The organism is Leclercia adecarboxylata (genome assembly GCF_006171285.1).
Classification (GTDB): domain Bacteria; phylum Pseudomonadota; class Gammaproteobacteria; order Enterobacterales; family Enterobacteriaceae; genus Enterobacter; species Enterobacter barmai.
Map to the genome: position 1 here is coordinate 1,259,965 of NZ_CP040889.1, position 26,914 is coordinate 1,286,878.

Consider the following 26,914-nt stretch of genomic DNA (forward strand, 5'->3'; position numbering starts at 1 on the left):
TGCAACAACTAAACAAAGACCCTATACCTGATCGGGCTTTATTACCGGGCGCTGATATTCCGGCCACACCAGCACCACCAGCGACGGATAGGCCTCAAGGCTGAATTCGCGAAAACACTGGCGCAGGTTCATTACCTCCAGATCCGAGTGCGACACTTTTTCACCGTTCAGGCAGCGCTTCTTGATATTGTCGTAATATTTATACACCGCAGAGTTAAGATCGCTGCAACGACGCTGAGCTTCAAACAGGTCAGGAATGCTATTTATTTCCACCATATTCATTCGTTTAATTGTGGCATGGAGGAAATCAATATATTCATGATTAACGCGCCAGTACCATACTGGCGTAATCGCATTCATTAACACTGAAAAATGGTCTTCGCCCTCTTCTTTTGACAACCGCTCCGGCGGGGCCGGGACATGCGCGCTCTCTGCATCGCTGCTTTTATTGAACTCGCGCATCAATAAAAGAACCACGGCAGTAAGCAATAACAAAGTAATGACAGTATAAAAAATGCTGTTCATATAGGCAGGCTCCATTTTTTTTGATTTTAAATTTGCCTCATGTTATTGTCAACGAATCTCACACTCCAGACAACCCTACCCCGTTGAAATTAAAGGAAATATAAAATGTTGCCCGACAATCTGGTCCCGGCCAAGTTTCACATTTCTTCCGTGGAACCGAAACCGCCAGAAGCAGAAAGCAATGCCAATTTCACTAAGGGGAAAAGAACACTCGCTGATTACGCGCCGGATATATTAATTGGTGTTACCCGTACCGGTAACTCCCGCAATATGTTGCTCGAAGAGCACGATCGGCATATTAAAGACCGGTTATTTCGCGTCATTAAAATCGAGGTGTTTGCCCGCCTGTTGAATGATTTGCAGGCGGAGGGGGAAATAGACGCGCAGGCACTAAGTCAAATATTGGCGGAAAAAACCGATGAGATTAACGAGGCCGGTAATGAAATCTGGTTGAACCTAATTACCTGCGAGAAAAATACGCCCGTATTTTATAAGCTAGAGGATGAATAACGTGAAGGATGTTGATAACAACAACGTTTATTTAGCTTTAGATGACAAAAAAAGCGATGAATTTATCTTAGAGCAAAACCTTACCGCGCTAAAAGAGATTAAAAACGCGGAAATACAACGCATTGCAAAAGATTTGCTCTCCATTCCGGCCGGTCTGGTACGCCTGAAATGGCAGAATCGCCGGGAAATTTATCCGTTGCAGGTAAAAGAAGAGATCTACGGCGCGGCAATAAACGTCATCATGGAACAACGTCCCGACTTAAAAGAGAAAATACTGGCGCGGCTGGAAACCAATTATCAATATTTGCTGGCACGCGAAACCGCGACCCTGCGCGTCACACGCAAGCTGGCCGATGAAGGCTATCGCACCTCCAGCGTGACGACCGTGGCGTTGAATGAAGACATGCTGGCCGCCAAAGCTGACGTTCCCCCGCAAAAGCCGTAATCCTCGACAAACCTGCCGCACCGCCTGTTTCCGCTCCGCCCGATTCATTTAAGGATTATCCTGAATGATCCTCACAGCCCAGTTGATTCTCCTAAACTTAAGGTCTGATTAACCCCTCAAGGAGAACCTCAATGGCAAATTCTCAGAGCAAAATTCAGGATCCGACCACCCAGTACTACACCGGTGAGTATCCGCAGCAGAAACAGCCTGCGCCCGGCGTACAGAGCAAAATGGACCCGGTGCCGGATTGCGGCGAAAAAACCTATAAAGGCAGCGGCAGACTACAGGATCGTAAGGCACTGGTGACAGGGGGCGACTCCGGGATTGGGCGCGCTGCCGCCATCGCTTACGCGCGTGAAGGCGCAGACGTTGCCATCAACTACCTGCCCGCCGAGGAAGAGGACGCTCAACAGGTTAAGCAGCTTATTGAAGAGGCCGGACGCAAGGCGGTGCTTATTCCCGGCGATCTGAGTGATGAAAAATTTGCCCGCTCGCTGGTGCATAAAGCCCATCAGGAACTAGGCGGACTGGACGTGCTGGCGCTGGTGGCCGGTAAGCAGGTGGCGGTGGAGAAGATTGCCGATCTGACCACCGAGCAGTTTAAGCAGACCTATGCCGTAAACGTGCTGGCATTGTTCTGGATAACCCAGGAGGCGCTGCCGCTGCTGCCTGCCGGGTCGAGCATCATCACCACCTCGTCGATTCAGGCCTATCAGCCGAGCCCGCACCTGCTGGACTACGCCTCAACCAAAGCGGCGATCCTCAACTTCAGCCGCGGGCTGGCAAAACAGGTAGCGGAGACCGGCGTGCGCGTCAACGTGGTGGCCCCGGGGCCCATCTGGAAGGCGCTGCAAATCTCCGGCGGCCAGACCCAGGAGAAGATCCCGCAGTTTGGTCAGCAGACCCCGATGAAGCGCGCAGGGCAGCCTGCGGAGCTGGCGCCGGTGTACGTCTATCTGGCGAGTCAGGAATCAAGCTACGTGACGGCAGAAGTGCACGGCGTGTGCGGTGGGGAACATCTGGGATAGTTGTTCGTTGCCGGGTGGCGGCTTCGCCTTACCCGGCCTACGTTTCGCATGTAGGCCGGGTAAGCGTAGCGCCACCCGGCAAAAACAATTACGGCAACCCAAGGGTTGCCGTAATTGTTTATTTAGCCACTGTCTTCTCTTCGCCGACTAAACCTATCTTCAGGTAACCCGCCTGATGCAGCGTGTCCATTACCTTCATCATGGTTTCGTAGTCGACCGTTTTATCGGCACGGAAGAAGACCGTCGTGTCTTTCTTGCCTTCGGTCAGGGCGTTCAGCGCCGGGATCACCGACTCATCAGTCACCGGATCGTTACCCAGGAACATGGATTTATCGGCTTTAACGGACAGATAAATCGGTTTTTCCGGGCGCGGCTGCGGCTGACTGGATGACGCAGGCAGATTCACCTTCACGTCCACGGTCGCCAGCGGCGCCGCAACCATGAAGATAATCAGCAGAACCAGCATGACGTCGATAAACGGCGTCACGTTGATTTCGTGCATTTCGCCGTTATCGTCCAGATTTTCATTAAGACGCATTGCCATGGCGAATCAACCTACGTGAAATTTCTGAGCAGAACGGACCGGCTTCGCAGCGCTGGCGCTGAGATCCAGATCGCGGCTTTGCAGCAGCAGAACCTGAGCGGCAACGTCGCCGAGGGTCGCTTTGTAGCTGCCGATCATACGGGCGAAGATGTTATAGATAACCACCGCCGGGATGGCCGCGACCAGACCAATGGCCGTCGCCAGCAGCGCTTCGGCGATGCCGGGTGCCACAACCGCGAGGTTGGTGGTTTGCGTCTGGGCAATGCCGATGAAGCTGTTCATGATGCCCCAGACGGTACCGAACAGACCGACGAACGGTGAAATAGCACCGATGGTCGCCAGGTAGCCGTTGCCGCGTCCCATATGACGGCCAATAGCCGCAACGCGACGCTCCAGGCGGAAGCCGGTACGCTCTTTAATACCTTCGTTGTCTTCACTGCCTGCGGAAAGTTCCAGCTCGTTCTGTGCTTCGTTGATTAACTGGGTGGTCAGGCTCTTCGCCTGGAAGGAAGAAGCCATGTCGCTCGCCTGATTCAGGGTGCGGGCTTCGGCCAGCTGCTGCTGCTCGCGCTTAAGACGACGCTTATGCGAAATAAGCTCAGCGCTCTTACTAAAGAAAATAGCCCAGGTGACGACAGACGCCAGAATCAGGCCGATCATGACAATCTTCACCACGATGTCGGCATGATGATACATGCCCAAGACGGAGAGATCCGTCTGCATCAAATTATTACCCACTCGGTATCTCCAGGACACAAATCACAAAATCTGAGCATAATAATATCAAAACAGCGTCGAATTGATAGTAGTTCTCATTAGTATTTACATAGTGCCGTAAATTCGTTTCATTTTCCTTGCGCTTACGCAGGAAAAATTTCCCGGAAACAAATTTTAAAAAATTTTCCGCTGAACCAGTGAGCGTTGACGTGACCATTTTTACTTTCGTGATAGTGTGGACGTCCAGACGTATAAAAACAGGTTGCGCAGATATGAAAGAGAAGCATCTTGATACTACCCTCGTCCAGGCGGGACGCAGTAAGAAATATACCCTTGGCTCGGTGAACAGCGTCATCCAGCGCGCCTCGTCGCTGGTGTTTGATACCGTCGAAGCGAAAAAGCACGCCACCCGCAACCGGGCCAACGGCGAGCTGTTTTACGGACGTCGCGGGACGCTAACCCATTTCTCGTTACAGGAAGCGATGTGCGAGCTGGAAGGCGGCGCGGGCTGCGCGCTGTTCCCCTGCGGCGCGGCGGCGGTAGCGAATACCATTCTGGCGTTCGTCGAGCAGGGCGACCATATCCTGATGACCAACACCGCCTATGAGCCAAGCCAGGACTTCTGCACCAAAATCCTCAGCAAGCTGGGCGTCACCACCGGCTGGTTCGACCCGCAGATTGGCGCCGGGATCGCCGAACTGATCCAGCCTAATACCCGAATTGTATTCCTGGAATCGCCGGGCTCCATCACTATGGAAGTGCATGACGTGCCTGCCATCGTAGAGGCGGTGCGCAGCAAAGCGCCGGACGCCATCATCATGATCGATAACACCTGGGCGGCGGGCGTGCTGTTTAAGGCGCTCGATTTTGGTATCGATATTTCTATCCAGGCGGCGACCAAATACCTGATTGGCCACTCTGACGGCATGATCGGCACTGCGGTCTCTAACGCCCGCTGCTGGGAGCAATTGCGTGAGAATGCCTATCTGATGGGCCAGATGGTGGATGCCGATACCGCCTACATGACCAGCCGCGGCCTGCGCACCCTGAGCGTGCGCCTGCGTCAGCATCATGAAAGCAGCCTGCAGGTTGCCCGCTGGCTGGCGCAGCATCCGCAGGTGGCGCGCGTTAATCATCCGGCGCTGCCGGGCAGCATCGGGCATGAGTTCTGGCAACGTGACTTTACGGGCAGCAGCGGTCTGTTCTCGTTTGTGCTCAATAAGCGCCTGAGCAACGACGAACTCTCCGCGTATCTGGACAACTTCTCGCTGTTCAGCATGGCCTATTCGTGGGGCGGCTTTGAATCGCTGATTTTACCCAACCAGCCAGAGCAGATTGCGGCCCTGCGTCCGGGCGGTGAAGTGGACTTTACCGGCACCCTGATCCGCCTGCATATCGGCCTGGAAAACGTCGACGATTTAATCGCCGATCTGGAAGCCGGGTTTGCGCGAATCGAATAGCGCAGGGCGATAAAAACACTCCGCGGACACTTTTCTCCACAATCCCTGCAGAAAAGTCTGATTTGTTGCGCCTGCGATCAAAGCCCGCAGGCGAAATAGGGAGTACAATAGCCTTATAAATGCTGTTCCACAGGAAAGCCCATGGCTGTTATTCAAGATATTATCGCTGCACTCTGGCAACACGATTTTGCAGCACTGGCGGACCCGCACGTGGTTGGGATTGTCTATTTCGTCATGTTCGCCACGCTGTTTCTGGAAAATGGGTTACTGCCCGCCTCCTTTTTACCGGGCGACAGCCTGCTGCTGCTGGCAGGCGCGTTAATCGGTAAAGGGGTCATGGACTTCACTCCCACCATGGTGATCCTCACCTCGGCCGCCAGCCTGGGCTGCTGGCTCAGCTATCTGCAGGGCCGCTGGCTCGGCAATACGCGGGTGGTGAAAAGCTGGCTGGCGCAGCTGCCGCATAAATACCACCAGCGGGCGACCTGCATGTTCGATCGCCACGGCCTGCTGGCGCTGCTGGCCGGGCGTTTCCTGGCGTTTGTCCGCACCTTGCTGCCCACCATGGCGGGCATTTCCGGGCTCTCTAACCGCCGCTTCCAGTTCTTTAACTGGCTGAGCGCCCTGCTGTGGGTCGGCGTGGTGACCACGCTCGGCTACGCGTTAAATATGATCCCCTTTGTGAAACATCATGAAGATCAGGTCATGACCTTCCTGATGATCCTGCCGATTTTCCTGCTGGTGGCGGGCCTGTTGGGGACGATTGTGGTGGTGATCCGCAAGAAGTACTGCAGCGCCTGAAAAAATCCCCTCACCCTGACCCTCTCCCCCCAGGGGAGAGGGAATTTGACCCCCACCCTACCCCTGCATTGTTCTGATCCGCGCCGCATCTTCCCCTGGCGTTACGCCAAAGTAGCGCTTGAACTCACGGCTGAACTGCGAGGCGCTCTCATACCCCACCCGCAGCGCGGCGGCGCTGGCCTTCATGCCGTCGTGAATCATTAACATGCGCGCCTTGTGCAGGCGGTAGCTCTTGAGATACTGCAGCGGCGAGGTGCTGGTCACCGATTTGAAGTTATGGTGGAACGCCGACACGCTCATGTTGGCCTCGGCCGCCAGCTGGTCCACGCTCAGGTTTTCGGTGTACTGGCTCTCGATGCGCTTTAGCACCCGGCCAATGAGGCTGAAGTGGGTCTGACGGCTGACCAGCGCCAGCAGCGCCCCGCCGCCCGGCCCGAGCAGGACGTGGTAGAGGATCTCGCGCACAATCTGCTTGCCCAAAATGCGCGCATCCAGCGGGCGCTCCATCACATCCAGCAGTCGTTCAATGGCGCAGAGGATCTCATCCGTCAGGGTGGCGGAGTTGATGCCGCTCGCCGCCATCGACGGGCGAAACAGTTCATCCTCGCCAATGTCCATCAGCAGCTCCTGGAGCTGCAGAATGTCAATATTTAAGCGGATCCCTGCCAGCGGGACCGTCTCTGTCGCGAAGGTTTCACATTCGAAGGGTAAAGGTACTGTCAGGAGCAGATATTCGTTGGTGTCGTAACGGAAGACGCGCTCGTTGATATAGCCAATTTTGTGGCCGGAAAAGAGAAAAATGATACCCGGCTGGTACATCACCGGAGTGCGGGCGTAGGGCTGGGTGCCGTACAGCAGGCGAACGTCCGGCAGCAGGGTGTCGAGATTATTTTCATTATCTTTCAGCCTGTTAATTTGTTCCGTTAGCTGCTGACAGATCGCGTCACGTTTCATCTTCTCTCACTCAGGGGTTGTTTTCCGACACCTGCAGTGTGCGCATTTTTACTTATTTTCTCCAGTACTGTGTAGAAATGGGCAAGACAACGGCAGGAATGTGCATTGAGAGAAACCTGTGCGCTCGCCACAATGAGCACCATCAGGCAGCCCCGTGGCCGCCCCGTTTTTTCACCCACCAAAGGGAACGAACAATGAACAATTTCAATCTGCATACCCCGACCCGCATCCTGTTTGGTAAAGGCGCTATCGCCGACCTGCGCGAGCAGATCCCGGCCGATGCCCGCGTGCTGATCACCTACGGCGGCGGCAGCGTGAAGAAAAATGGCGTGCTGGATCAGGTCTACTCCGCGCTGGAAGGTCTGGACGTGCGTGAGTTTGGCGGCATCGAGCCAAACCCGTCTTACGAAACGCTGATGAACGCGGTGAAAATCGCCCGTGAAGAGCAGATCACCTTCCTGCTGGCGGTAGGCGGTGGTTCCGTACTGGACGGCACCAAGTTTATCGCCGCAGCGGCCCACTACGATGAAAACATCGACCCGTGGCATATCCTGCAAACCGGCGGCAGCGACATCAAAAGCGCCATCCCGATGGGCTCCGTGCTGACCCTCCCGGCTACCGGCTCCGAGTCCAACAAAGGCGCGGTGATCTCTCGTAAAACCACCGGCGACAAGCAGGCCTTTATGAACGAGCACGTGCAGCCGGTATTTGCGGTGCTGGATCCGGTTTACACCTACACCCTGCCGCCGCGCCAGGTGGCGAACGGCGTGGTGGATGCCTTTGTTCATACCGTTGAGCAGTACGTCACTTATCCGGTGAACGCCAAAATTCAGGATCGTTTCGCCGAGGGCATTCTGCTGACCCTGATCGAAGACGGCCCGCTGGCGCTGCAGGAGCCAGAAAACTACGAGGTGCGTGCCAACGTGATGTGGGCCGCGACTCAGGCGCTGAACGGCCTGATTGGTGCCGGCGTGCCGCAGGACTGGGCAACCCATATGCTGGGCCACGAGCTGACGGCGATGCACGGCCTCGATCATGCCCAGACCCTGGCGGTGGTACTGCCTGCGCTGTGGAACGAAAAACGCGATACCAAACGCGGCAAACTGCTGCAGTACGCTGAGCGCGTCTGGGGTATTACCGCCGGTTCTGAAGATGAGCGCATCGATGCCGCCATTGCCGCTACCCGCAACTTCTTCGAGCAGCTTGGCGTGCCAACGCGCCTCTCCGGCTACGGCCTGGACGGGAGCTCCATCCCTGCCCTGCTGGCAAAACTCGAAGAGCACGGCATGACACAAATCGGCGAACATCACGACATTACCCTCGACGTCAGCCGCCGTATTTACGAGGCCGCGCGCTAAGCGATTTTACGCGATTGCCTTTCGTTTTTCGGCATTTAGGCCAGGCTTAATGCACATACGCCACCGGGGGATTACCCCTGGTGGATGTCCAATGAAGGAGGAAAAATGGCAAACCAAACCGTAATCAAGCTTCAGGACGGCAACGTAATGCCCCAGTTGGGGCTCGGCGTATGGAAAGCCGGTAACGACGAGGTCGTCTCCGCCATTCACAAAGCACTGGAAGTCGGCTATCGCTCCATTGATACCGCTGCCGCCTACAAAAATGAAGACGGCGTCGGCAAGGCTCTTGCCAGCGCTGGCCTGCCCCGCGATGAGTTATTCATTACCACCAAGCTGTGGAACGACGACCAGAAGCGTCCGGCAGAAGCCCTGCAGGAGAGTCTGGACAAGCTGCAGCTCGACTTTGTCGATCTCTACCTGATGCACTGGCCGGTTCCGGCTATCGATCACTATGTCGAGGCCTGGCAAGGGATGCTCGACCTGCAAAAAGCCGGGCTGGTGAAGAGCGTCGGGGTCTGTAACTTCCAGGTCCACCATCTGCAACGACTGATTGATGAGACGGGCGTCGCCCCGGTAATCAACCAGATTGAACTGCACCCGCTGATGCAGCAGCGTCAGCTGCACTCCTGGAATGCGACCCACAAGATCCAGACTGAATCCTGGAGCCCGCTGGCGCAGGGCGGTGAAGGGGTGTTCGATCAGAAGATCATCCGCGACCTGGCCGACAAGTACGGCAAAACCCCGGCACAGATTGTCATTCGCTGGCATCTGGACTGCGGACTGGTGGTGATCCCGAAATCCGTTACGCCATCGCGCATCGCGGAAAACTTCAACGTCTGGGATTTCCGTCTGGATAAAGACGAACTGGGTGAAATTGCGAAGCTGGATAAAGGCAAGCGTTTAGGCCCGGATCCGGACCAGTTTGGCGGGTAATCCCCTCACCCTGCCCTCTCCCCATAGGGGAGAGGGTATTCAATTATGTAGGCCCGGTAAGCGCTAGCGCCACCGGGCATTTTTTCAGGCTTAACCGGCCTTGCGTTTTACACTCTTCTTCGCCGTTGCCCCACCGTTCGAACGCTGGTGCACAATCGGCGTGTGCTTGGTCAGGGCCGGACGCGTGTTGCGGTTCTGGCGACGCGCTTCGCGCATCTCTTCAACCGTTGGCGCAGGCACCAGGCAGTCGCGGCGGGAACCGATCAGGTGCTTTTTACCCATCTCTTCCAGCGCCTGGCGGATCAGCGGCCAGTTTTTCGGATCGTGATAACGCAGCAGGGCTTTGTGCAGACGACGCTGCTTGTCACCCTTCGGCACCACCACATCCTCACTCTTATAACCAATCTTACTCAGCGGGTTCTTGCCGGTGTAATACATTGTGGTCGAGTTGGCCAGCGGCGACGGATAGAAGTTCTGCACCTGATCCAGACGGAAACGGCGCTGCTTGAGCCACAGGGCGAGGTTGACCATGTCTTCGTCACGCGTCCCCGGGTGCGCGGAGATGAAGTACGGGATCAGATACTGCTCTTTCCCGGCCTGTTTCGAGTAGGTGTCGAACAGCTCTTTGAAGCGGTCGTAGCTGCCCATCCCCGGCTTCATCATCTTCGACAGCGGCCCCTCTTCGGTATGCTCCGGGGCAATCTTCAGGTAGCCGCCCACGTGGTGGGTCGCCAGCTCTTTGATGTAGCGCGGATCTTCCACGGCGATGTCGTAACGCACGCCGGAAGCGATGAGGATCTTCTTGATGCCCTTCAGATCGCGGGCGCGACGGTAGAGGTTGATCGTCGGCTCGTGGTTGGTGTCCATGTGTTCGCAAATGCTCGGATAGACGCACGACAAACGACGGCAGGTCTGCTCCGCACGCGGCGACTTACAGCGCAGCATGTACATGTTGGCCGTCGGGCCACCCAGATCGGAGATCACGCCGGTAAAGCCCGGGACCGTGTCGCGAATGGCTTCGATTTCGTTGACGATGGAGTCTTCAGAGCGGCTCTGAATAATGCGCCCTTCGTGCTCGGTGATCGAACAGAGCGAGCACCCTATAATTCTGATCATTTAGAAATTTTTTTGCGTTTAAAATCAATGAATTGAAAGATTTCATTTTTCTAAGTCTGATAAAACAGATGAAAACCCAACTGACTATACTCATAAAACTCAATCTTTGCGCTGCTGTACGATACCAGTAATTACAGGTGCCGAGTTTAACATCATGAAAAGTAGCCCAATAATGAATGACGCAACGCCAGCTGCGGTGCCTAACTTCTGACTGAACACCATTGAAACAAAGTACATATTTGGGATAAAAACGGACATAGCAATCACGAAAAGTAACTTATTCAGATAATTATTTATTCGGGTCTTAACCTCAACTCTATCATAAAAAGCCATCGAAACGTAAGCAGTTATCAGTGAATAAAAAGACCATGTCATATAGTTAACCGATTCATTAAATGCCTCTCGCAAAAGCAAAGCACTTTCTGTCATTCCTACCTCATTAAATCAATAGAAAATAAATCTGAATAATTTATTTTTAAAAGAAAAGAACACAACATAACTTCAGTAGTTATGATTAATCCCTGAATGATTATTTCTTAGCAAGATATAACATGCTTAATGTATATCAGGCAATAAAACTCCCAAAGACCACCGCTGTGGTCTTCAGGTATAGGATTTAAAGAACGAACTCAGTCCGGAAACGTATCACTATCTTCTGTAACGTCCGCTTTCTCTGGTAACATTCTGTTTTTAATATACTGTGAATTCCTGCAGATGAGAGGAAAAATCTCCGAGTTATTCATTATACAACTCGTTGCCGTACGGGCGTCCTCCGGAGACCATGATGAAAATGAAAACGTCTGACGGTCAAGCCATTGAGACAATAATACATTATCAACAGAAGCGCTAAACAGCGCCGCAATAGCCCTGCGTTCAACGGCCTTCTCAGGTTCAATAAACGACAACTCATTATGAAAACGGGTAATAATCGCAATACGGCTGTCAATACGAATATGTCTTTCAAGTAAGACATCGTGCAACTCATCAAGTACAGTCTCTCTGGGTATCGTCGAGGCAAGACCACAGAAAATGAATGTTCTCGGCATTTGTGACAACGTCTGGCTCTGCATCACGGAACCATGATGCAAAGATACCCACACTACCTTCCATCCGGATATGCTGCCCCTGAAGTTGCATTTGTTCAAGGATAAAGCGCATGTTCACAGGAAGAACCGTAAAACACTCAATAAGCCTTTCAGAAGAACTAAATACTCCACATGCCAGGGCGTTCAGCTTTTTCTTCAAAATATCAAACTGCTCACCTGACTGATATACGTCATGGAGAAATACTGGACCCATAGCATTCACATCAGACTCAATTATTTTCTCTGACAGTGCTTTTTGACGCTCTCGCACAAATATTAAAAGAGAGGTTGCATTTGTAGCTTCTTTGATGACGTCATACTGACCTTTAACAAAGCTCAGGACAGGTATATTCACCAGAAGACCTAAATCAACAATCCTGCCAACAGCATTTTTGATGTACGGCAGAACATTTTTATCCTTAAGTGCTATAAAGATACTCTCGGCAGTACGTAGATAACGAAGATATGCAGCCAAAGCCAGGTCAAACCGTTCCTCACCAATATGTTCACTGTACGACTCGATACCGGCATAGTTACCATGGAGCACCATGTGAGCAACAGCCTGTGCAGCAAATTCCGCAGGGAAGAGATTCCTCGTCGCCGTATTATTAAGATAATATTGATTTAAAACATTATTATTCCAGTCCGGGCTCAGAACAATTTTTCTGAAATGGATAACGTCCTCAACAACCTGACGATTTTTAAGCGTCATTATTGCAGAGCTAACCTGAGCCCCACCTGTACCATCATTCTTTCCAATTACGTTCTGTACCGCCTTCGATGCAATATTGATATGCCGGATAATTCCCGGATTAAAAAGGTCTATCTGAGGTTGCTCAGCTCCATAGCGTAACATCTCCTCCCGACCGTGATTTCCGATATCTAGTGTGCCAATTTTCAGGTTTGACAAGGTCTCTTCATTATTGACAAGGTATTCCACATAAAATACGCCATCTACAAAATTCTCCATTTTATTCAGTAGTGATTCACCGGCCAGAACAGAGTATGAATCAGCTTCCTGCAGCAACGTCTTCGTGGATTCAGCCTCCAATTTTTCTGAATCCTGAATTTCATCAAGTTTACTCACAATAAACGATATTTGCCTTTCGACGAAAGGCTCTAGGCTTATCCGCCCGTCAGCCATCAGTTTCTGCAGACTCAATACGAAACCTTCATCATTCTTTTCTCTGAGTGAAACAGCATAACTCTGATTCAGCATTTGCACTGCGACTTTGAGTTGCGGTTCGGCGAGAGCCTGACACTTCTCATCCATCCGGCTATAAGAAACCAGCCAGTCTCGCATCTGAATATGTGGTGCCACTCGCTGCCATGCTTCAGCGAAACCCCACAAGGCCGTCAGTTCTTCAAGCCGTGGGATATTTATAGCACCAATCGCGTCTTTAAGAGGCGTATCAAGCAACTCGCTCCCCGGCAAGCTCCACCGTGGACTGATAGTGGATGCTCATCAGAAATTCGCTCCATCTTTCTGTATCGTTATTAAAAATTCGGGATATTTGTTGATAAGTTAGCGAGAGCATCTCGTCAAAATCATCCGAGCAATACCGGGTTCGGTCTGACTAGCTTTGGGATCGCGAAGTAATACTTTAATATCTCGCTCCCCGTATCTGACCACCAGTAAGTAGAGAGCAATAAGAATATGGCGATGATCTTCTGTTGCAGGAACGGTAAGGTTCAGAATATGAATATCATTAACAAACTTCTTCATTAATCGCGGTGTGATACGAGGATACTCAGAGGGTTTCCAGCGCTCAAGCAACACCGTTGCTTCCCGGCACGCTATCCCTGCATCCTCATTTACTGTTTCTTTCCAGTACTGCCTTAACGCTTCCTGCCATCCTGCCGAAATAAGAGGAGGAACCTGAAAACTTACAGGAATCCGCTTTGCAATAAACTCACGCCCGCTGAAACCCGCCACAGAAAGTGAGGCTGAAACCTGTCTTGCCGAATAGGGCACCACTATCCTGAAGTGTTCATGAGTGGCTCCGGCAATAAGCTCCATATCACTCCAGAGCTCTTTCACTTTGTCTGCACTGATTCGGTCCAGATTATCAATGATAAGGATGAAGCGATCTCCATGGGAAATGACCTCTTTGGAGGTAAATCCCTGCAGAGCTTCAGCCAGCTCAATAGCTCCGACCTCCTTATTAACTAGCCAAGTCTCTTCAATCCTGTCAGTACTGTTGCGTTTGAACAAATCACCAATACTCGAATACCCTTTCTTTCTGTACCATTCCATGTTCTGCAGGCATGCCAGTCCTGCGACCATAATGGCAGGAGAAAGAAACGCGGCCACCTCAACATAAAAAAGCCACCCTAATAATGACTCCTTGTTAGTAAAATATTGATTAAGGTCTGTTAGCACATAACGAAGCATCTGCACGGAAAGCAATGACAGTAAAATAAAAACGGTCAACCAGCTTAGCCTGCTGCTGACCCTCTTGTCGTATTCAACGATGTTACCCAGAGCCAGATTTTCCGGGAGCCCGGACATTGTAGGCTGACCCCGTGGTGGATGACATCGATAAGCGCTTTTTTAGTTGAGCCATGATGGTAACGTTCTGCATCAAAGTTAATGAACGTAAAATCATCTTTAAGCTTTTTCTGCAGGAACTTCAATATTGTTGACTTACCTGAACCCAGCTCACCTTCCAGACCAATAATATTGACATCAGGTGTCCTGATGATCTGAGCCACATTCTCTGCAACTTTTTCATGACTGCTGCCTCTAAACATATCCTGGTCAGCGGGTGATTCCGTCTGCAATCGTAGAGTCATTCAGCAATTTCCTTCGTTATAACGTAAGATTCTTTCACTATTAGACACAGTACAGAGCCCACAGCAACCAAATGACTGCAGCCGGGGCAGTTTAGTTTTAAGCATGCATAAGCCGATTTCGATGGAATCCCTTTCACACAATAATATTGAATTGAAGCAATGAAAACATTAATGTGTTTGTTGTGACTAGCTGCAGGGGCGGAAGAAATTCCAAAGCCTGACAAACCGGAACAGGGCTTGCTCTGCTCCGGTTTTATCCAGTTCATCTTGAAGCCCTTGTTTTTGTTACATATCCCTGCTCACTCTTTCAGCCATTGTTAAGCTTCTTGTGTGTAATCTGCGAATAATACGGATGCAAAATTGATGCAATGGATTATACATACCTACAGCGCACGTTACGCTGAGCTGAATCGAATTTCAGAGAACGTTCTTCGCTATTACCCTGCCCAGCCAGTTGAACACATTTTATCATCCGGCCCCGAGAGTGACATGTTCTCTGCCGGTACAGCCTTCATCAGAGTCAAACTAGACGTTATTTACAGGCAAAAAAGACAGCTACAGAGCTTAAGTCTGACATTATTCGTGGCTGTGTCTGCCTTCGGAGTTTTCAGCTTATCCCGATAACAGCGGTTTTGAAAAATTGACGTTTTTTACACCGGTACATTGCCCGAACGCAATCTCCCCCGTAGCGAAATACCGCCCCGCAGAAAATCGTCCATGCTCGGCATGCCCCTGGAACATCAGCATCTTTTCAATAAAGGTTTTACAGCCTATAGTCTGTATAACACAAAATACACCTTACCTGCTGTATTACAGGGCGGTACTCCCTACTCAGTCTGCGAGGCAGGTCACTTATGAATAATCAGTTCCCGATAAAAACGCTGAACCAGCTCAGACCTGTGCTAATCGGGTTTCGCAAAATCAAGGGCTTCACGCAAAAAGATGTGTCTGAGAGGCTTGGCGTAACGCAGCAAACCTATGCCCGCCTGGAAGCAAACCCTGCTAGCGCCAGTATTGATCGTCTGTACAAGGTATTCAGTATTCTGGGCGTAGAAATAACGCTGTCATCTATTTCCCCTTCACCCTTCATTTCCCACACAGAGATGAGGGGGGCATTTGACAGCACTCCCGCCAGACGGGAGAAATGGTGACTATTAGAAGTTTGCTAGTTTTGTCGAATGACGCCAACTACATGTCCGCATCCATCGAGTAGTGGCTTCAAGCCACGATTGTCACTGCCTCCGCTGCCTTTTTCCAGTAACTCTCTCCTTTTAATTCTAATATTTAGGGGTGTCAACGCAAAGCAGAAACGGCACCTTCTTTGCGAGACAGAAATGACCTGTGATTGCCTGGCCGATTTATGGCAGCTAAGTGCGAGAAGCGGATATAGCGAATTCGCCATTGTACGGGATTAGCAGGTTTACTGAAGCAACCTGCGATGGCGTTATGGCAATAGTCAGTCCCCTGTCCAGTCGGCATAGGTGGCCACCTCGTCACCGCCGGGGATAAACTGATTGAAGCCTCCGCGCAAAATCACTGTAAGCGTCAAGCCACTGCCGCCTGTTGCGATTACTAACGATTGACGATGATAGAGTCCTCTTATTAACGTTAATGGACTCTATCAATGTCAAACACTCTTCAGCCCCGCAGGGCGCGGGCGTCCTACTCAATGGACTTTAAGCTGGCTCTCGTCGAAAAGTCATATCAGCACGAGCCTGTGTTGCCCGGTTGGCGCGGGATAATGGAATTAATGACAATCTGCTGTTTACCGGCGCCAGCGTTACAGACATCTTCTGCCCGATGAAATACAACGGTCAATCAGAGAGCAAGACTCTGTTATCCCCGTTGTCTTGCCTGATATGGTCCTGTCACACCATGCTGAGCCGCACTATGAATCCGCCGCTCCAGCCTGCCGCGAGGCCATGACATGCGAGGTGACTGTCGGCGGTGCCAGCCTGCGTCTGTCCGGGGATTTATCACCTGCACTTCTGAAAACGCTGATCCGCGAGCTGAGCGGGAGGAGCCGATGATACCCTTACCGTCAGGCACTCGTATCTGGCTGGTTGCACCGATATGCGTAAGTCCTTCAATGGTCTGGGCGAACTGGTCCAGCATGTTCTTGATGACAATCCGTTCTCCGGCCACCTGTTTATCTTCCGTGGTCGTAAAGGTGACACCGTGAGGATCCTCTGGGCTGATGCTGACGGTCTGTGTCTGTTTACCAAACGTCTGGAAGAGGGACAGTTCGTCTGGCCTGCTGTACGCGACGGCAAAATCGCCATCACCCGCTCACAACTCGCCATGCTCCTCGATAAGCTGGACTGGCGGCAACCTAAAACTGCACGCCTTAACTCACTGACGATGTTGTAAAAAGCGCATGACCGCATTATAAATGGGGTCATGAGTCAGGACTATCTCGCCCGTATCGCTGCGCTGGAAGACGCGCTTCGCCAGAAAGACAGCCAGCTCAGTCTCGTTGCTGAGACTGAGTCGTTCCTGCGTTCGGCGCTGGCCCGCGCAGAAGAAGAGAACGTGAAATAGAACATCTGCGGGCTCAGATAGAAAAACTGCGCCGAATGCTGTTCGGTACCCGTTCAGAAAAGCTACGCCGGCAGGTCGAAGAAGCCGAAGCCCTGCTGAAACAGCAGGAGCAGCAAAGCGATCGTTACAACGGCCGGGACAATGATCAGCAGGTTCCGCGTCAGTTGCGCCAGTCCCGTCATCGTCGCCCGTTACCGGAACATCTTCCCCGCGAAATAAACAGACTGGAGCCAGCTGAAACCAGCTGTCTGGTTGCGGTAGTGATATGGCCTATCTCAGCGAAGTCAGCGCGGAGCAACTGAGCTGGTCTCCAGCGCCCTGAAAGTGATCCGCACGGTCAGAGTGAAAAAGGCCTGTACCCGATGCGACTGCGTCGTTGAAGCGCCAGCGCCCTCACGTCCTATCGACCGGGGCATCGCCGGGCCGGGTCTGCTGGCCCGCGTGTTAACGGCCACTGTGAACACCTGCCGCTGTATCGCCAGTGCGAAATCTTTGCCCGTCAGGGTGTGGATCTGAGTCGTGCGCTGCTCTCCAACTGGGTGGATGCGTGCTGCCGGTTAATGGCCCCGCTGGATGAAGCCCTCTACCACTACGTGATGGACTGCCGCAAACTGCATACGGATGACACTCCGGTGCCCGTGCTGGCGCCGGGCAGAAAGAAGACGAAAACCGGGCGTATCTGGACATATGTCCGTGATAACAGAAGCGCGGGTTCATCAGATCCGCCAGCGGCATGGTTCGCCTTCACCGGACCGACAGGGGAAACACCCTCAGCAACATCTTCGGCACTATCATGGCGTGCTGCAGGCAGATGCCTTCGCAGGGTACGACAGGTTGTTCAGCGCAGAGCGTGAAGGTGGCCCGTTGACAGAAGCGGCATGCTGGGCTCATGCGCGGCGCAAAATCCATGACGTCTATATCAGCACCCGGACGGCCACAGCAGAGGAGGCTCTGAAGCGCATCAGTGAGTTATACGCGATAGAAGAGTACGCGGCCTTCCGGCATCTCAGCGGCTGGCCGCCAGACGGTCCCGAAGTAAACCGTTGCTGATATCCCTGCATGACTGGTTGGTGGAGAAAAGTGCCACTCTGTCGAAAAAATCCCGGTTAGGCGCGTTCGCTTATGCACTGAACCAGTGGGATGCCCTGTGTTACTACTGCGATGATGGTCTGGCAGAGCCGGATAATAACGCTGCTGAGCGAGCGCTACGAGCGGTCTGTCTGGGCAAGAAAACTACATCTTCTTCGGCAGTGATCATGGTGGTGAACGTGGTGCCCTGCTGTATGGTCTGATCGGAACGTGCAGGCTGAACGGTATCGATCCAGAGGGTTACCTTCGCCATATCCTGAGCGTATTGCCGGAGTGGCCCATCAACAAAGTGGCCGAACTGCTGCCATGGAACGTAGATCTCACCAATAAATAGCCGTCAATACGGCGCTCACTTAACGCTACAAATCACTTATTCTTTTCCGTTAATAAAATGCAGGAGCAAAGTCATGACTGGCGAAATTCGTGGGCAGGCAGGCCACGAAAACAGAGAGTACCTATACAGGGGTAACTTACTGATTTAGTGTATGATGGTGTTTTTGAGGTGCTCCAGTGGCTTCTGTTTCTATCAGCTGTCCCTCCTGTTCAGCTACTGAAGGCGTGGTGCGTAACGGTAAAAGTACTGCCGGACATCAGCGCTATCTCTGCTCTCACTGCCGTAAAACATGGCAGCTACAGTTCACTTACATCGCCTCTCAGCCCGGTACACACCAGAAAATTATTGATATGGCCATGAATGGCGTCGGATGTCGCGCCAGTGCACGCATTATGGGCGTTGGCCTCAACACGATTTTGACACTTAAAAACCGGCCGCAGTCGGTAAACTCACGCATACAACCGGGCAGTGACGTTATTGTTTGCGCGGAAATGGACGAACAGTGGGGTTACGTCGGCGCTAAATCACGCCAGCGCTGGTTGTTTTACGCGTATGACAGGATACGGAGGACTTGTGGCGCACGGTGAACGCACGTTGGTCACGCTGGAGCGTCTTCTGGGCCTGCTGTCGGCCTTTGAGGTCGTGGTATGGATGACGGATGGCTGGCCGCTTTATGAATCACGCCTGAAGGAGAACTGCACGTTATCAGCAAGCGATATACGCAGCGCATTGAGCGGCATAACCTGAATCTGAGGCAGCATCTGGCAAGGCTGGGCAGGAAGTCACTGTCTTTCTCAAAATCGGGGAGCTGCATGACAAAGTCATCGGGCATTATCTGAACATAAAACACTATCAGTAAGTTGGAGTCATTACCGGTGCTCTGATATATTTATTATACTATAGTGGGGTATGTGTTGATCTTAATGTAATACTCCCTATAGTATAAGAAATACAGAGCAGTGAGGTAAGCAATGCCCAGTACTCCTCTGAAGAGAAAAAGGTCCTAACCCGGGTTCGCCGTATCCGGGGTCAGATTGATGCTCTGGAAAGAGCACTTGAAAGTGGCGCTGAATGCCGTTCCGTTCTCCAGCAAATCGCCGCCGTCCGGGGCGCCGCTAACGGACTGATGGCAGAGGTGCTGGAGAGCCACATACGGAAACCTTGACCAGAATGACAGCTACAGTCATGAAGTCAGTAAATCAGTTGACGATACGATTGAGCTGGTTCGTGCCTATCTTAAATAGGTGAGGCCATTATTACATTGAGGATATATTACGTATGAAATCACGTGCCGCTGTTGCAGGAAGCCCCAGATTGTTGAAATGATGTTGCTCCGCCTAAAAAGGCGAGGTGCTGATTAAAACACCCACAGGTGTCTGCCATACCGATGCCTTTACCCTCTCAGGGAATGACCCTGAGGGCGTTTTCCCGGTGGTTCTCGGCCACGAGGAGCCGGTATCGTCGTTGAAGTTGGTGAAGGCGTCACCAGTGTGAAGCCGGGTGACCATGTTATTCCGCTCTACACCGCTGAATGCGGGGAGTGTGAATTCTGCCAGTCCGGTAAAACGAACCTCTGTGTATCGGTTCGCGAGACTCAGGGCAAAGGACTGATGCCTGACGGGACCACTCGCTTTTCATACAACGGTCAGCCTCTTTACCACTACATGGGATGTTCCACATTCAGTGAATACACCGTTGTGGCCGAGGTTTCTCTGGCAAAAATTAACCCGGAGGCGAACCATGAACACGTCTGCCTGTTGGGTTGTGGCGTCACCGGTATTGGCGCCGTCCATAACACGGCTAAAGTGCAGCCGGGCGATTCAGTTGCCATTTTTGGTCTGGGGCAATTGGTCTGGCTGGCCGACAGGGGGCGTCGTATTCGCTATCGATATAAACAAAATTTGACTGCCCGTCAGTTCGGGGCCACTGACTGCATTAACCCGAATGATTATGACAAACCGATTAAAGATGTTCTGCTGGATATCAACAAGTGGGGTATTGACCATACCTTTGAATGTATCGGTAACGTTAACGTCATGCGTGCAGCGCTGGAAAGTGCTCACCGTGGGTGGGGGCAGTCCGTTGTCATTGGTGTCGCAGGGGCCGGACAGGGATTTCCACCCGTCCTTTCCAGCTGGTCACCGGGCGCGTATGGAAAGGTTCCGCGTTTGGCGGAGTAAAAGGCCGCACTCAGCTCCCCGGTATGGTCGAGGATGCCATGAAGGGGATATTGACCTTGAGCCATTTGTAACCCATACGATGACACTGGATGAAAAATGACGCCTTCGAGCTTATGCATGAAGGCAAATCTATCCGGACAGTGATTCATTACTGATCCCATCAGAATTTTAATCAACTCAAACTGAAGGAAGTGGAAAATGACAACTCCGGTAATTTCTGGTGACGGCATCTTTTCTCATGTGTTCATTGGCGCAGCCGATGTCGAGAAATCCTCCGCATTTTACGATGTCGTCCCGGGCACGCTTGGTATCAACCTCGGCCCGTTTGGCAACGGCTGGGTACTCTATGGCCGCGAAAAGCCGGCATTTATCATTGCCCGTCCGGGCAACGGTGAAGCACCTTCCGCTAACGGGGTGACTGTCGGCTTCGCTGCTGCCACCCCGGAAGAGGTTGATGCTTTCCATGCTGCCGGCCTGCCGCCGGTGGAGCTGATGAAGGTCAACGCCCGCGTGGTCACCTTCCGGGGCCTATGCTGCCTACCTGCGGGATCCGGCGGGTAACAAAATCACGGCGTATACGTTTATCTGACGTCCGGATTTAAAGATACTTCGGCTTCGGTCAGGGGAAATAACCATGAGATAACGGCTGATGGAACTCATTGAGCAGCATGCCAGCTCTGGCGGCTGGCAAAACGTGTACCGGCATTATTCACAATCCCTTAATTGTGAAATGAATTTCGTGTGTATCTTCCTCCCAAAGCAGTAACAGAAAAACTGCCGGTACTATACTGGTTGTCGGGCCTGACCTGTACTGAGCAGAATTTCATCACCAAATCAGGTATGCAGCATTATGCAGCCCGGCATAACGTCATCGTTGTTGTCCCGGATACCAGTCCCCGGGGTAATAATGTCCCGGATGCCGACAGTTGATCTTGGCCGGGGCCGGTTTTATCTGAACGCGACGGAACAGCCGTGGAATGTTCATTACAGGATGTATGACTATATTCTCAGAGAGCTTCCGGATGTCGTCATGAATCATTTTCCTGCAACGGCAAGAAAATCTATATCCGGTCATTCTATGGGAGGCTGGGTGCTCTGGTGCTGGCTCTGCGAAATCCTGGTGAATATGTGAGCGTATCAGCATTTTCCCCGATAGTATCGCTTCTCAGGTGCCATGGAACAGGCATTTAGCGCTGAAAACAGAAAAACGTGGGAAGCCTACGATCCAGTCAGCCTCATTTTACAGGGTGAAAATTACCAGAAATCTTCATTGATCAGGGGCTGAGTGACGCCTTTTATGAAGAGCAACTGCGCACCAAAATCCTTAGAGAGTATGCAATGAGATGAACCTCAATGCGTCGTTCCGATATCATACTGGATACGACCACAGCTATTATTTCATTTCCAGCTTTATTGGTGAGCGCCAGCACCATGCCAACAGGCTCAGGCTGTCAGCATGAGTTGATTTCCAGCCTCAGAAAATGCTTAATTTTCAGGCCTGAACAGGGCCTGAACCCTGCAGACCTGAGATGTGTACTGTAACTGGTGGCTTCAGCAGTTTCTCTTATGCTCAGTTTCTTGACCTGTCGGTAATACAGAACTTTCTTATGTCGTTCCTGATCGGCCTGTTTGCCCCGGTGAATAGCCACGGATAATCAGACACTTCCGAGCCGTTGATGGACTGACCCCGCCCCGGTGACGATCCTGCCCTATAGTTTGGACTGACCCCACGCCTGTCAAATCTGTCCTCACGAGGCCTGTTCGAAGGCCTCGGACTGACGCCGCCGAGGTGGCTGTGGCGCCGGGACCGGTTATAGAAGACTTCAATGTAATCGAAGATCCGCCGGGCCAGATCCCTGTTTTATATATGCGTTTTCTGATCCGTTCTTTTCAGCGAACTGAAGAACGATTCGGCCACCGCATTATCCCAGCAGTTGCCACGCCGGCTCATGCTCGGCGCCGGTTATGGCCCGGTAGAAGCGCTGCCAGTCGTCACTGCCGCTGGCTGCCCCGACGCCCTTCTAAGAGTCAAGCTGTTATCGGGATACTGTTGATCCGCCTGTTTTGATTGCGCAGTAACGTGTAAACTTCGCGGGAGATATATCGCTTTAGACAGCGTATCGCTTCCATTTTGTATGTCCTTCGGCTACACGCGGCGACATATTCCTTTGTTTGCGTCAGTTCGTAAGCGTCCGATGGCGATGATGTGAAGTGCACTATTTGCAGCACGATCTCCACCACGATTAAGTCGGTAACGGTTCGTTTTTCCAGAAGAAACGGGGACCGGGCTGACACCACAGTGCCGCAAATCCTGATTCTGATCTTAACCGTTGAGGATTGTCTCCGGCAGTGATCAGCAACTGTGAAGCGCTTTCGTATCCGATAGCATTACGTTTAATCAGCTCAGGTGCCAACTCGTCGACAATTGCCGCAATCATGACATCCAGATCAGCGATTTCGTCATGTAACTCGAGATAGCGTCGGGCAAGGACTTTAATGAAATGCGATAAACGTTGGTTACATTGCGGTATTCACTGGCATCAGGTCTCCAGAACTGGGGTCTGATGAGCTGCATGCGCGTCATATTTCTGAGCTGTTCACGTAATTCATCCGGGGCAGAGATAATATTTGAATGGATAATCTGGAGAGCGACTCTGCGGGCTGATATTGCTGTTTTTCGGCAAGTTTTTTAACCCGCAGGGACTCAATCATGCCATCACGCGTTTTGGGGTAACTGTCTGATGCCTGAGAATGCTGCATGAGCGGCACATTCAGCATCAATTGTGTCACTTTACCCCGTTTGCGTCGCTCCATCCGGTCTGGAGCAGTCACCTCAAGAACTTCTAACCCGGCGTTCTGAAAATAACGAAGCAAACCAGGAATACTCAACACCAATTCGCTTTAATGTCCCAAACGAGGTCATCCATGCCATCTGCCGGTAACCTTGTCGTGTTGTGGAGAAATACTGAGTCCCAAGGACTTTATTGTTCTGATCTACGACAGCGGCAACGTGCAAATCTTTATGATGTATCCACGCCACCCACAACGGCAGCTTCGGTAACTTTATCAACCATGACAGAGCTCCTGTGAGGAAACAGAGTTGAATCTCCAGACAGATAACCGGACAGGACAGTAACGAGACAAGCCGTCAGGCCCTTCTTGAGTCACGCGCATCGGTGAGGAGATGCCTCGCATGAAGCGCTTCCGGCAACCGACGGGTCGAGGCAGGACACAAAAGGTCGATCGCTGTGTGAGTCAGGATGCGGGAAGGTCTTCACTGCATCAGTAATCACACCAATCTGGTTGCAAACCAAACTAAGTGGTGGTAAAGACTGACATCGGCATTATTACTATCGCTGTGGAACATCACCCCGACGGGCTTACCACGGGTTTCCCATGCCATTTCCAGTGCTTTCATGGTGAGCCTGCTGTCCGGCGAGAACGACATGGCCCAGCCCACTGGTTTTCTTGCAGGGTCGAGAACAACGGCGAGTACGCCCAGCTTACCCGTCCAGATATAGGTCACATCACCGCACCACACCTGATTTGGTTCCGTTACGGCGAACTGTCGCTCAAGATGATTCGGGATAGCAACGTGCTCATGACCGCCACGCTTAATGGTGAGTCGGCTGCTGGCAACTGACCAGCCCCAGCTCTTTCATGAGTCTGCCAGCAAGCCAGCGCCCCATCTGGTAACCTCTCTGGGTTGCCATTGGCGGCGCTTCCTCAGAGCCGTGGCTGATGCCATGCAGTTCAAGTACCTGACTGCGTAATACAGCCCGTCTGCCGTCTGGCTTTTCAGGACGTTTTTCCAGTATTTGTAGCTGCTGCGATGAACCCCGAACACATGGCAGAGAGTGGCCACAGGATAACGCGCCCTGAGTTTCCCGATTATCGAGAACTGTTCAGGGTCTGACATCAAACGCGGTAGCCTTTTTAATATTTCATTTTCCATTTCAATACGTTGTAGCTTTTTCCTGAGCTCACAGTTTCAATTTGTTCGGGGTAATGGGGAGGCTTTTGGTGTTTTGCCCTGCCGTTCATCACGTAATTGTTTCACCCATCGCGTCATTGTGGAAAGGCCGACATCCATAGCGCTGGCTGCATCTGCCACGGTGTAGTTCTGGTCAACGACCAGTTGAGCGGATTCGCGTTTAAACTCTGCGCTGAAATTTCTTTTTTTCATTATGACACCTGTGTTGTTCTGAGGTGAGCATATCACCTCTGTTCAGGTGGCCAAATTCAGTAAACCACTTCATATCAGCCTGGAGCCTGTGTTGCCCGGTTGGCGCGGGATAATGGAATTAATGACAATCTGCTGTTTACCTGGCGCCAGCGTTACAGACATCTTCTGCCCGATGAAATACAACGGTCAATCAGAGAGCAAGACTCTGTTATCCCCGTTGTCCTGCCTGATATGGTCCTGTCACACCATGCTGAGCCGCACTATGAACCCGCCGCTCCAGCCTGCCGCGAGGCCATGACATGCGGGTGACTGTCGGCGGTGCCAGCCTGCGTCTGGGATTTATCACCTGCACTTCTGAAAACGCTGATCCGCGAGCTGAGCGGGAGCCGATGATACCCACCGTCAGGCACTCGTATCTGGCTGGTTGCCGGGGTCACCGATATGCGTAAGTCCTTCAATGGTCTGGGCGAACTGGTCCAGCATGTTCTTGATGACAATCCGTTCTCCGGCCTGTTTATCTTCCGTGGTCGTAAAGGTGTGAGGATCCTCTGGGCTGATGCTGACGGTCTGTGTCTGTTTACCAAACGTCTGGAAGAGGGACAGTTCGTCTGGCCTGCTGTACGCGACGGCAAAATCGCCATCACCCGCTCACAACTCGCCATGCTCCTCGATAAGCTGGACTGGCGGAAACCTAAAACTGCACGCCTTAACTCACTGACGATGTTGTAAAAAGCGCATGACCGCATTATAAATGGGGTCATGAGTCAGGACTATCTCGCCCGTATCGCTGCGCTGGAAGACGCGCTTCGCCAGAAAGACAGCCAGCTCAGTCTCGTTGCTGAGACTGAGTCGTTCCTGCGTTCAGCGCTGGCCCGCGCAGAAGAGAAATAGAGAACGAAGAGCGTGAAATAGAACATCTGCGGGCTCAGATAGAAACTGCGCCGAATGCTGTTCGGTACCCGTTCAGAAAGCTACGCCGGCAGGTCGAAGAAGCCGAAGCCCTGCTGAAACAGCAGGAGCAGCAAAGCGATCGTTACAACGGCCGGGACAATGATCAGCAGGTTCCGCGTCAGTTGCGCCAGTCCCGTCATCGTCGCCCGTTACCGGAACATCTTCCCGCGAAATAAACAGACTGGAGCCAGCTGAAACCAGCTCGGTTGCGGCCAGTGATATGGCCTATCTCAGCGAAGTCAGCGCGGAGCAACTGGAGCTGGTCTCCAGCGCCCTGAAAGTGATCCGCACGGTCAGGGGTGAAAAGGCCTGTACCCGATGCGACTGCGTCGTTGAAGCGCCAGCGCCCGTCCTATCGACCGGGGCATCGCCGGGCCGGGTCTGCTGGCCGCGTGTTAACGGCCAAATACTGTGAACACCTGCCGCTGTATCGCCAGTGCGAAATCTTTGCCCGTCAGGGTGTGGATCTGAGTCGTGCGCTGCTCTCCAACTGGGTGGATGCGTGCTGCCGGTTAATGGCCCCGCTGGATGAAGCCCTCTACCACTACGTGATGGACTGCCGCAAACTGCATACGGATGACACTCCGGTGCCCGTGCTGGCGCCGGGCAGAAAGAAGACAAAACCGGGCGTATCTGGACATATGTCCGTGATAACAGCGCGGGTTCATCAGATCCGCCAGCGGCATGGTTCGCCTTCTCACCGGACCGACAGGGGAAACACCCTCAGCAACATCTTCGGCACTATCATGGCGTGCTGCAGGCGAGATGCCTTCGCAGGGTACGACAGGTTGTTCAGCGCAGAGCGTGAAGGTGGCCCGTTGACAGAAGCGGCATGCTGGGCTCATGCGCGGCGCAAAATCGCGACGTCTATATCAGCAGGACGGCCACAGCAGAGGAGGCTCTGAAGCGCATCAGTGAGTTATACGCGATAGAAGAGAAATACGCGGCCTTCCGGCATCTCAGCGGCTGGCCGCCAGACGGTCCCGAAGTTAACCGTTGCTGATATCCCTGCATGACTGGTTGGTGGAGAAAAGTGCCACTCTGTCGAAAAAATCCCGGTTAGGCGAGGCGTTCGCTTATGCACTGAACCAGTGGGATGGTGTTACTACTGCGATGATGGTCTGGCAGAGCCGGATAATAACGCTGCTGACGCGCTACGAGCGGTCTGTCTGGGCAAGAAAAACTACATCTTCTTCGGCAGTGATCATGGTGGTGAACGTGGTGCTTCTGTATGGTCTGATCGGAACGTGCAGGCTGAACGGTATCCAGAGGTTACCTTCGCCATATCTGAGCATTGCCGGAGTGGCCCATCAACAAAGTGGCCGAACTGCTGCCATGGAACAGTCTCACCAATAAATAGC

Annotated in this window: 17 protein-coding genes and 14 pseudogenes; 18 read left to right on the top strand and 13 right to left on the bottom strand. The window is 52.5% G+C overall.

Annotated features, from left to right (window positions below):
• Positions 1 to 21: 21 nt before the first annotated feature.
• Positions 22 to 525, bottom strand: coding sequence for an ESA_00282 family adhesion-associated protein (locus FHN83_RS07740; RefSeq protein WP_039031804.1), 504 nt, complete (start codon positions 523 to 525; stop codon positions 22 to 24).
• A gap of 105 nt (positions 526 to 630) precedes the next feature.
• Here FHN83_RS07740 and FHN83_RS07745 point away from each other — a divergent pair, with 105 nt between their 5' ends.
• From FHN83_RS07745 to FHN83_RS07755, 3 genes are all read left to right on the top strand, one after another.
• On the top strand, positions 631 to 1,035 hold the full coding sequence (locus FHN83_RS07745; protein WP_039031803.1) for a hypothetical protein: 405 nt from the start codon (positions 631 to 633) through the stop codon (positions 1,033 to 1,035).
• Positions 1,028 to 1,480, top strand: coding sequence for a cytoplasmic protein (locus FHN83_RS07750; RefSeq protein WP_139563612.1), 453 nt, complete (start codon positions 1,028 to 1,030; stop codon positions 1,478 to 1,480). The genes FHN83_RS07745 and FHN83_RS07750 overlap by 8 nt, the downstream gene beginning before the upstream one ends.
• Before the next feature lie 131 nt (positions 1,481 to 1,611).
• Positions 1,612 to 2,508: an SDR family oxidoreductase gene (locus tag FHN83_RS07755; RefSeq protein WP_139563613.1), complete on the top strand. Its 897-nt coding sequence runs from the start codon at positions 1,612 to 1,614 to the stop codon at positions 2,506 to 2,508.
• Positions 2,509 to 2,626: 118 nt separating this feature from the next.
• Here the strand turns inward: FHN83_RS07755 and exbD are convergent, their stop codons facing one another.
• Complete coding sequence (gene exbD, locus FHN83_RS07760) at positions 2,627 to 3,052, bottom strand: TonB system transport protein ExbD (protein WP_039031800.1); 426 nt, start codon at positions 3,050 to 3,052, stop codon at positions 2,627 to 2,629.
• 6 nt (positions 3,053 to 3,058) lie between these two features.
• Positions 3,059 to 3,790, bottom strand: coding sequence for a tol-pal system-associated acyl-CoA thioesterase (gene exbB / locus FHN83_RS07765; RefSeq protein ID WP_039031799.1), 732 nt, complete (start codon positions 3,788 to 3,790; stop codon positions 3,059 to 3,061).
• Between the two features lie 251 nt (positions 3,791 to 4,041).
• Here exbB and metC point away from each other — a divergent pair, with 251 nt between their 5' ends.
• Positions 4,042 to 5,229 (top strand): cystathionine beta-lyase, encoded by a 1,188-nt coding sequence (gene metC / locus FHN83_RS07770; protein ID WP_039031798.1) that lies wholly within the window; start codon positions 4,042 to 4,044, stop codon positions 5,227 to 5,229.
• 141 nt (positions 5,230 to 5,370) lie between these two features.
• A complete protein-coding gene (gene yghB / locus FHN83_RS07775) occupies positions 5,371 to 6,030 on the top strand; it encodes a DedA family general envelope maintenance protein YghB (protein WP_139563614.1) in 660 nt (219 codons plus the stop codon).
• Between the two features lie 57 nt (positions 6,031 to 6,087).
• Here the strand turns inward: yghB and FHN83_RS07780 are convergent, their stop codons facing one another.
• Positions 6,088 to 6,984 carry an AraC family transcriptional regulator gene (locus tag FHN83_RS07780; RefSeq protein ID WP_139563615.1) on the bottom strand — a complete coding sequence of 299 codons (897 nt, stop codon included), beginning with the start codon at positions 6,982 to 6,984 and terminating at the stop codon, positions 6,088 to 6,090.
• 194 nt (positions 6,985 to 7,178) lie between these two features.
• Here FHN83_RS07780 and yqhD point away from each other — a divergent pair, with 194 nt between their 5' ends.
• Both yqhD and dkgA read left to right on the top strand, forming a co-directional pair.
• Positions 7,179 to 8,342, top strand: coding sequence for an alcohol dehydrogenase (gene yqhD, locus FHN83_RS07785; RefSeq protein WP_138370221.1), 1,164 nt, complete (start codon positions 7,179 to 7,181; stop codon positions 8,340 to 8,342).
• A 105-nt stretch (positions 8,343 to 8,447) separates the two neighbouring features.
• Complete coding sequence (gene dkgA / locus FHN83_RS07790) at positions 8,448 to 9,275, top strand: 2,5-didehydrogluconate reductase DkgA (protein ID WP_039031794.1); 828 nt, start codon at positions 8,448 to 8,450, stop codon at positions 9,273 to 9,275.
• Positions 9,276 to 9,365: 90 nt separating this feature from the next.
• Here the strand turns inward: dkgA and FHN83_RS07795 are convergent.
• The 5 genes and pseudogenes from FHN83_RS07795 to FHN83_RS07820 all read right to left on the bottom strand — a co-directional run.
• Positions 9,366 to 10,376: pseudogene (locus FHN83_RS07795) on the bottom strand (DUF3362 domain-containing protein); the annotation flags it as partial.
• Positions 10,377 to 10,490: 114 nt separating this feature from the next.
• Positions 10,491 to 10,820 (bottom strand): hypothetical protein, encoded by a 330-nt coding sequence (locus FHN83_RS07800; RefSeq protein ID WP_000140246.1) that lies wholly within the window; start codon positions 10,818 to 10,820, stop codon positions 10,491 to 10,493.
• Positions 10,821 to 11,375: 555 nt separating this feature from the next.
• Positions 11,376 to 12,896: a hypothetical protein gene (locus FHN83_RS07810; RefSeq protein WP_139563618.1), complete on the bottom strand. Its 1,521-nt coding sequence runs from the start codon at positions 12,894 to 12,896 to the stop codon at positions 11,376 to 11,378.
• Positions 12,897 to 13,001: 105 nt separating this feature from the next.
• Positions 13,002 to 13,910, bottom strand: a complete 909-nt coding sequence (locus FHN83_RS07815) for a P-loop NTPase fold protein (protein WP_176556485.1) — start codon at positions 13,908 to 13,910, stop codon at positions 13,002 to 13,004.
• A gap of 5 nt (positions 13,911 to 13,915) precedes the next feature.
• Entirely contained in the window at positions 13,916 to 14,272 is a 357-nt protein-coding gene (locus tag FHN83_RS07820) for a P-loop NTPase fold protein (protein WP_139563620.1), read from the bottom strand.
• 854 nt (positions 14,273 to 15,126) lie between these two features.
• Here FHN83_RS07820 and FHN83_RS07825 point away from each other — a divergent pair.
• The 8 genes and pseudogenes from FHN83_RS07825 to fghA all read left to right on the top strand — a co-directional run bounded on the left by FHN83_RS07825 (position 15,127) and on the right by fghA (position 21,876).
• The gene (locus tag FHN83_RS07825; RefSeq protein WP_017384073.1) at positions 15,127 to 15,423 is read left to right on the top strand and encodes a helix-turn-helix transcriptional regulator; all 297 of its coding nucleotides are present in this window, start codon (positions 15,127 to 15,129) and stop codon (positions 15,421 to 15,423) included.
• An 875-nt stretch (positions 15,424 to 16,298) separates the two neighbouring features.
• Positions 16,299 to 16,642, top strand: a pseudogene (tnpB, locus tag FHN83_RS07830) (IS66 family insertion sequence element accessory protein TnpB).
• A gap of 30 nt (positions 16,643 to 16,672) precedes the next feature.
• Positions 16,673 to 18,236, top strand: a pseudogene (tnpC, locus tag FHN83_RS28945) (IS66 family transposase).
• 227 nt (positions 18,237 to 18,463) lie between these two features.
• Positions 18,464 to 19,032 (top strand): annotated as a pseudogene (locus tag FHN83_RS07840) (IS1 family transposase); the annotation flags it as partial.
• Between the two features lie 175 nt (positions 19,033 to 19,207).
• Positions 19,208 to 19,480 (top strand): annotated as a pseudogene (gene frmR, locus FHN83_RS07845) (formaldehyde-responsive transcriptional repressor FrmR).
• A gap of 34 nt (positions 19,481 to 19,514) precedes the next feature.
• Positions 19,515 to 20,571: pseudogene (locus FHN83_RS07850) on the top strand (S-(hydroxymethyl)glutathione dehydrogenase/class III alcohol dehydrogenase).
• A 43-nt stretch (positions 20,572 to 20,614) separates the two neighbouring features.
• Positions 20,615 to 21,005: pseudogene (locus FHN83_RS07855) on the top strand (VOC family protein).
• A 60-nt stretch (positions 21,006 to 21,065) separates the two neighbouring features.
• Positions 21,066 to 21,876, top strand: a pseudogene (gene fghA, locus FHN83_RS07860) (S-formylglutathione hydrolase).
• Between the two features lie 25 nt (positions 21,877 to 21,901).
• Here fghA and FHN83_RS07865 read toward each other — a convergent pair.
• The 4 pseudogenes from FHN83_RS07865 to FHN83_RS07880 all read right to left on the bottom strand — a co-directional run.
• Positions 21,902 to 22,056, bottom strand: a pseudogene (locus tag FHN83_RS07865) (resolvase); the annotation flags it as partial.
• Between the two features lie 108 nt (positions 22,057 to 22,164).
• Positions 22,165 to 22,428: pseudogene (locus FHN83_RS07870) on the bottom strand (IS3 family transposase); the annotation flags it as partial.
• 16 nt (positions 22,429 to 22,444) lie between these two features.
• A pseudogene (locus FHN83_RS07875) lies at positions 22,445 to 23,490 on the bottom strand (IS110 family transposase).
• 236 nt (positions 23,491 to 23,726) lie between these two features.
• Positions 23,727 to 24,602: pseudogene (locus tag FHN83_RS07880) on the bottom strand (IS3 family transposase); the annotation flags it as partial.
• Positions 24,603 to 24,683: 81 nt separating this feature from the next.
• On the opposite strand from FHN83_RS07880, the pseudogene FHN83_RS07885 reads away from it, so the two are divergent.
• From FHN83_RS07885 to tnpC (FHN83_RS07895), 3 genes and pseudogenes are all read left to right on the top strand, one after another.
• Positions 24,684 to 24,911: pseudogene (locus FHN83_RS07885) on the top strand (transposase); the annotation flags it as partial.
• Positions 24,912 to 25,043: 132 nt separating this feature from the next.
• Complete coding sequence (gene tnpB, locus FHN83_RS07890; protein WP_255296512.1) at positions 25,044 to 25,331, top strand: IS66 family insertion sequence element accessory protein TnpB; 288 nt, start codon at positions 25,044 to 25,046, stop codon at positions 25,329 to 25,331.
• Between the two features lie 30 nt (positions 25,332 to 25,361).
• Positions 25,362 to 26,913 (top strand): annotated as a pseudogene (gene tnpC / locus FHN83_RS07895) (IS66 family transposase).
• Position 26,914: the final 1 nt, after the last annotated feature.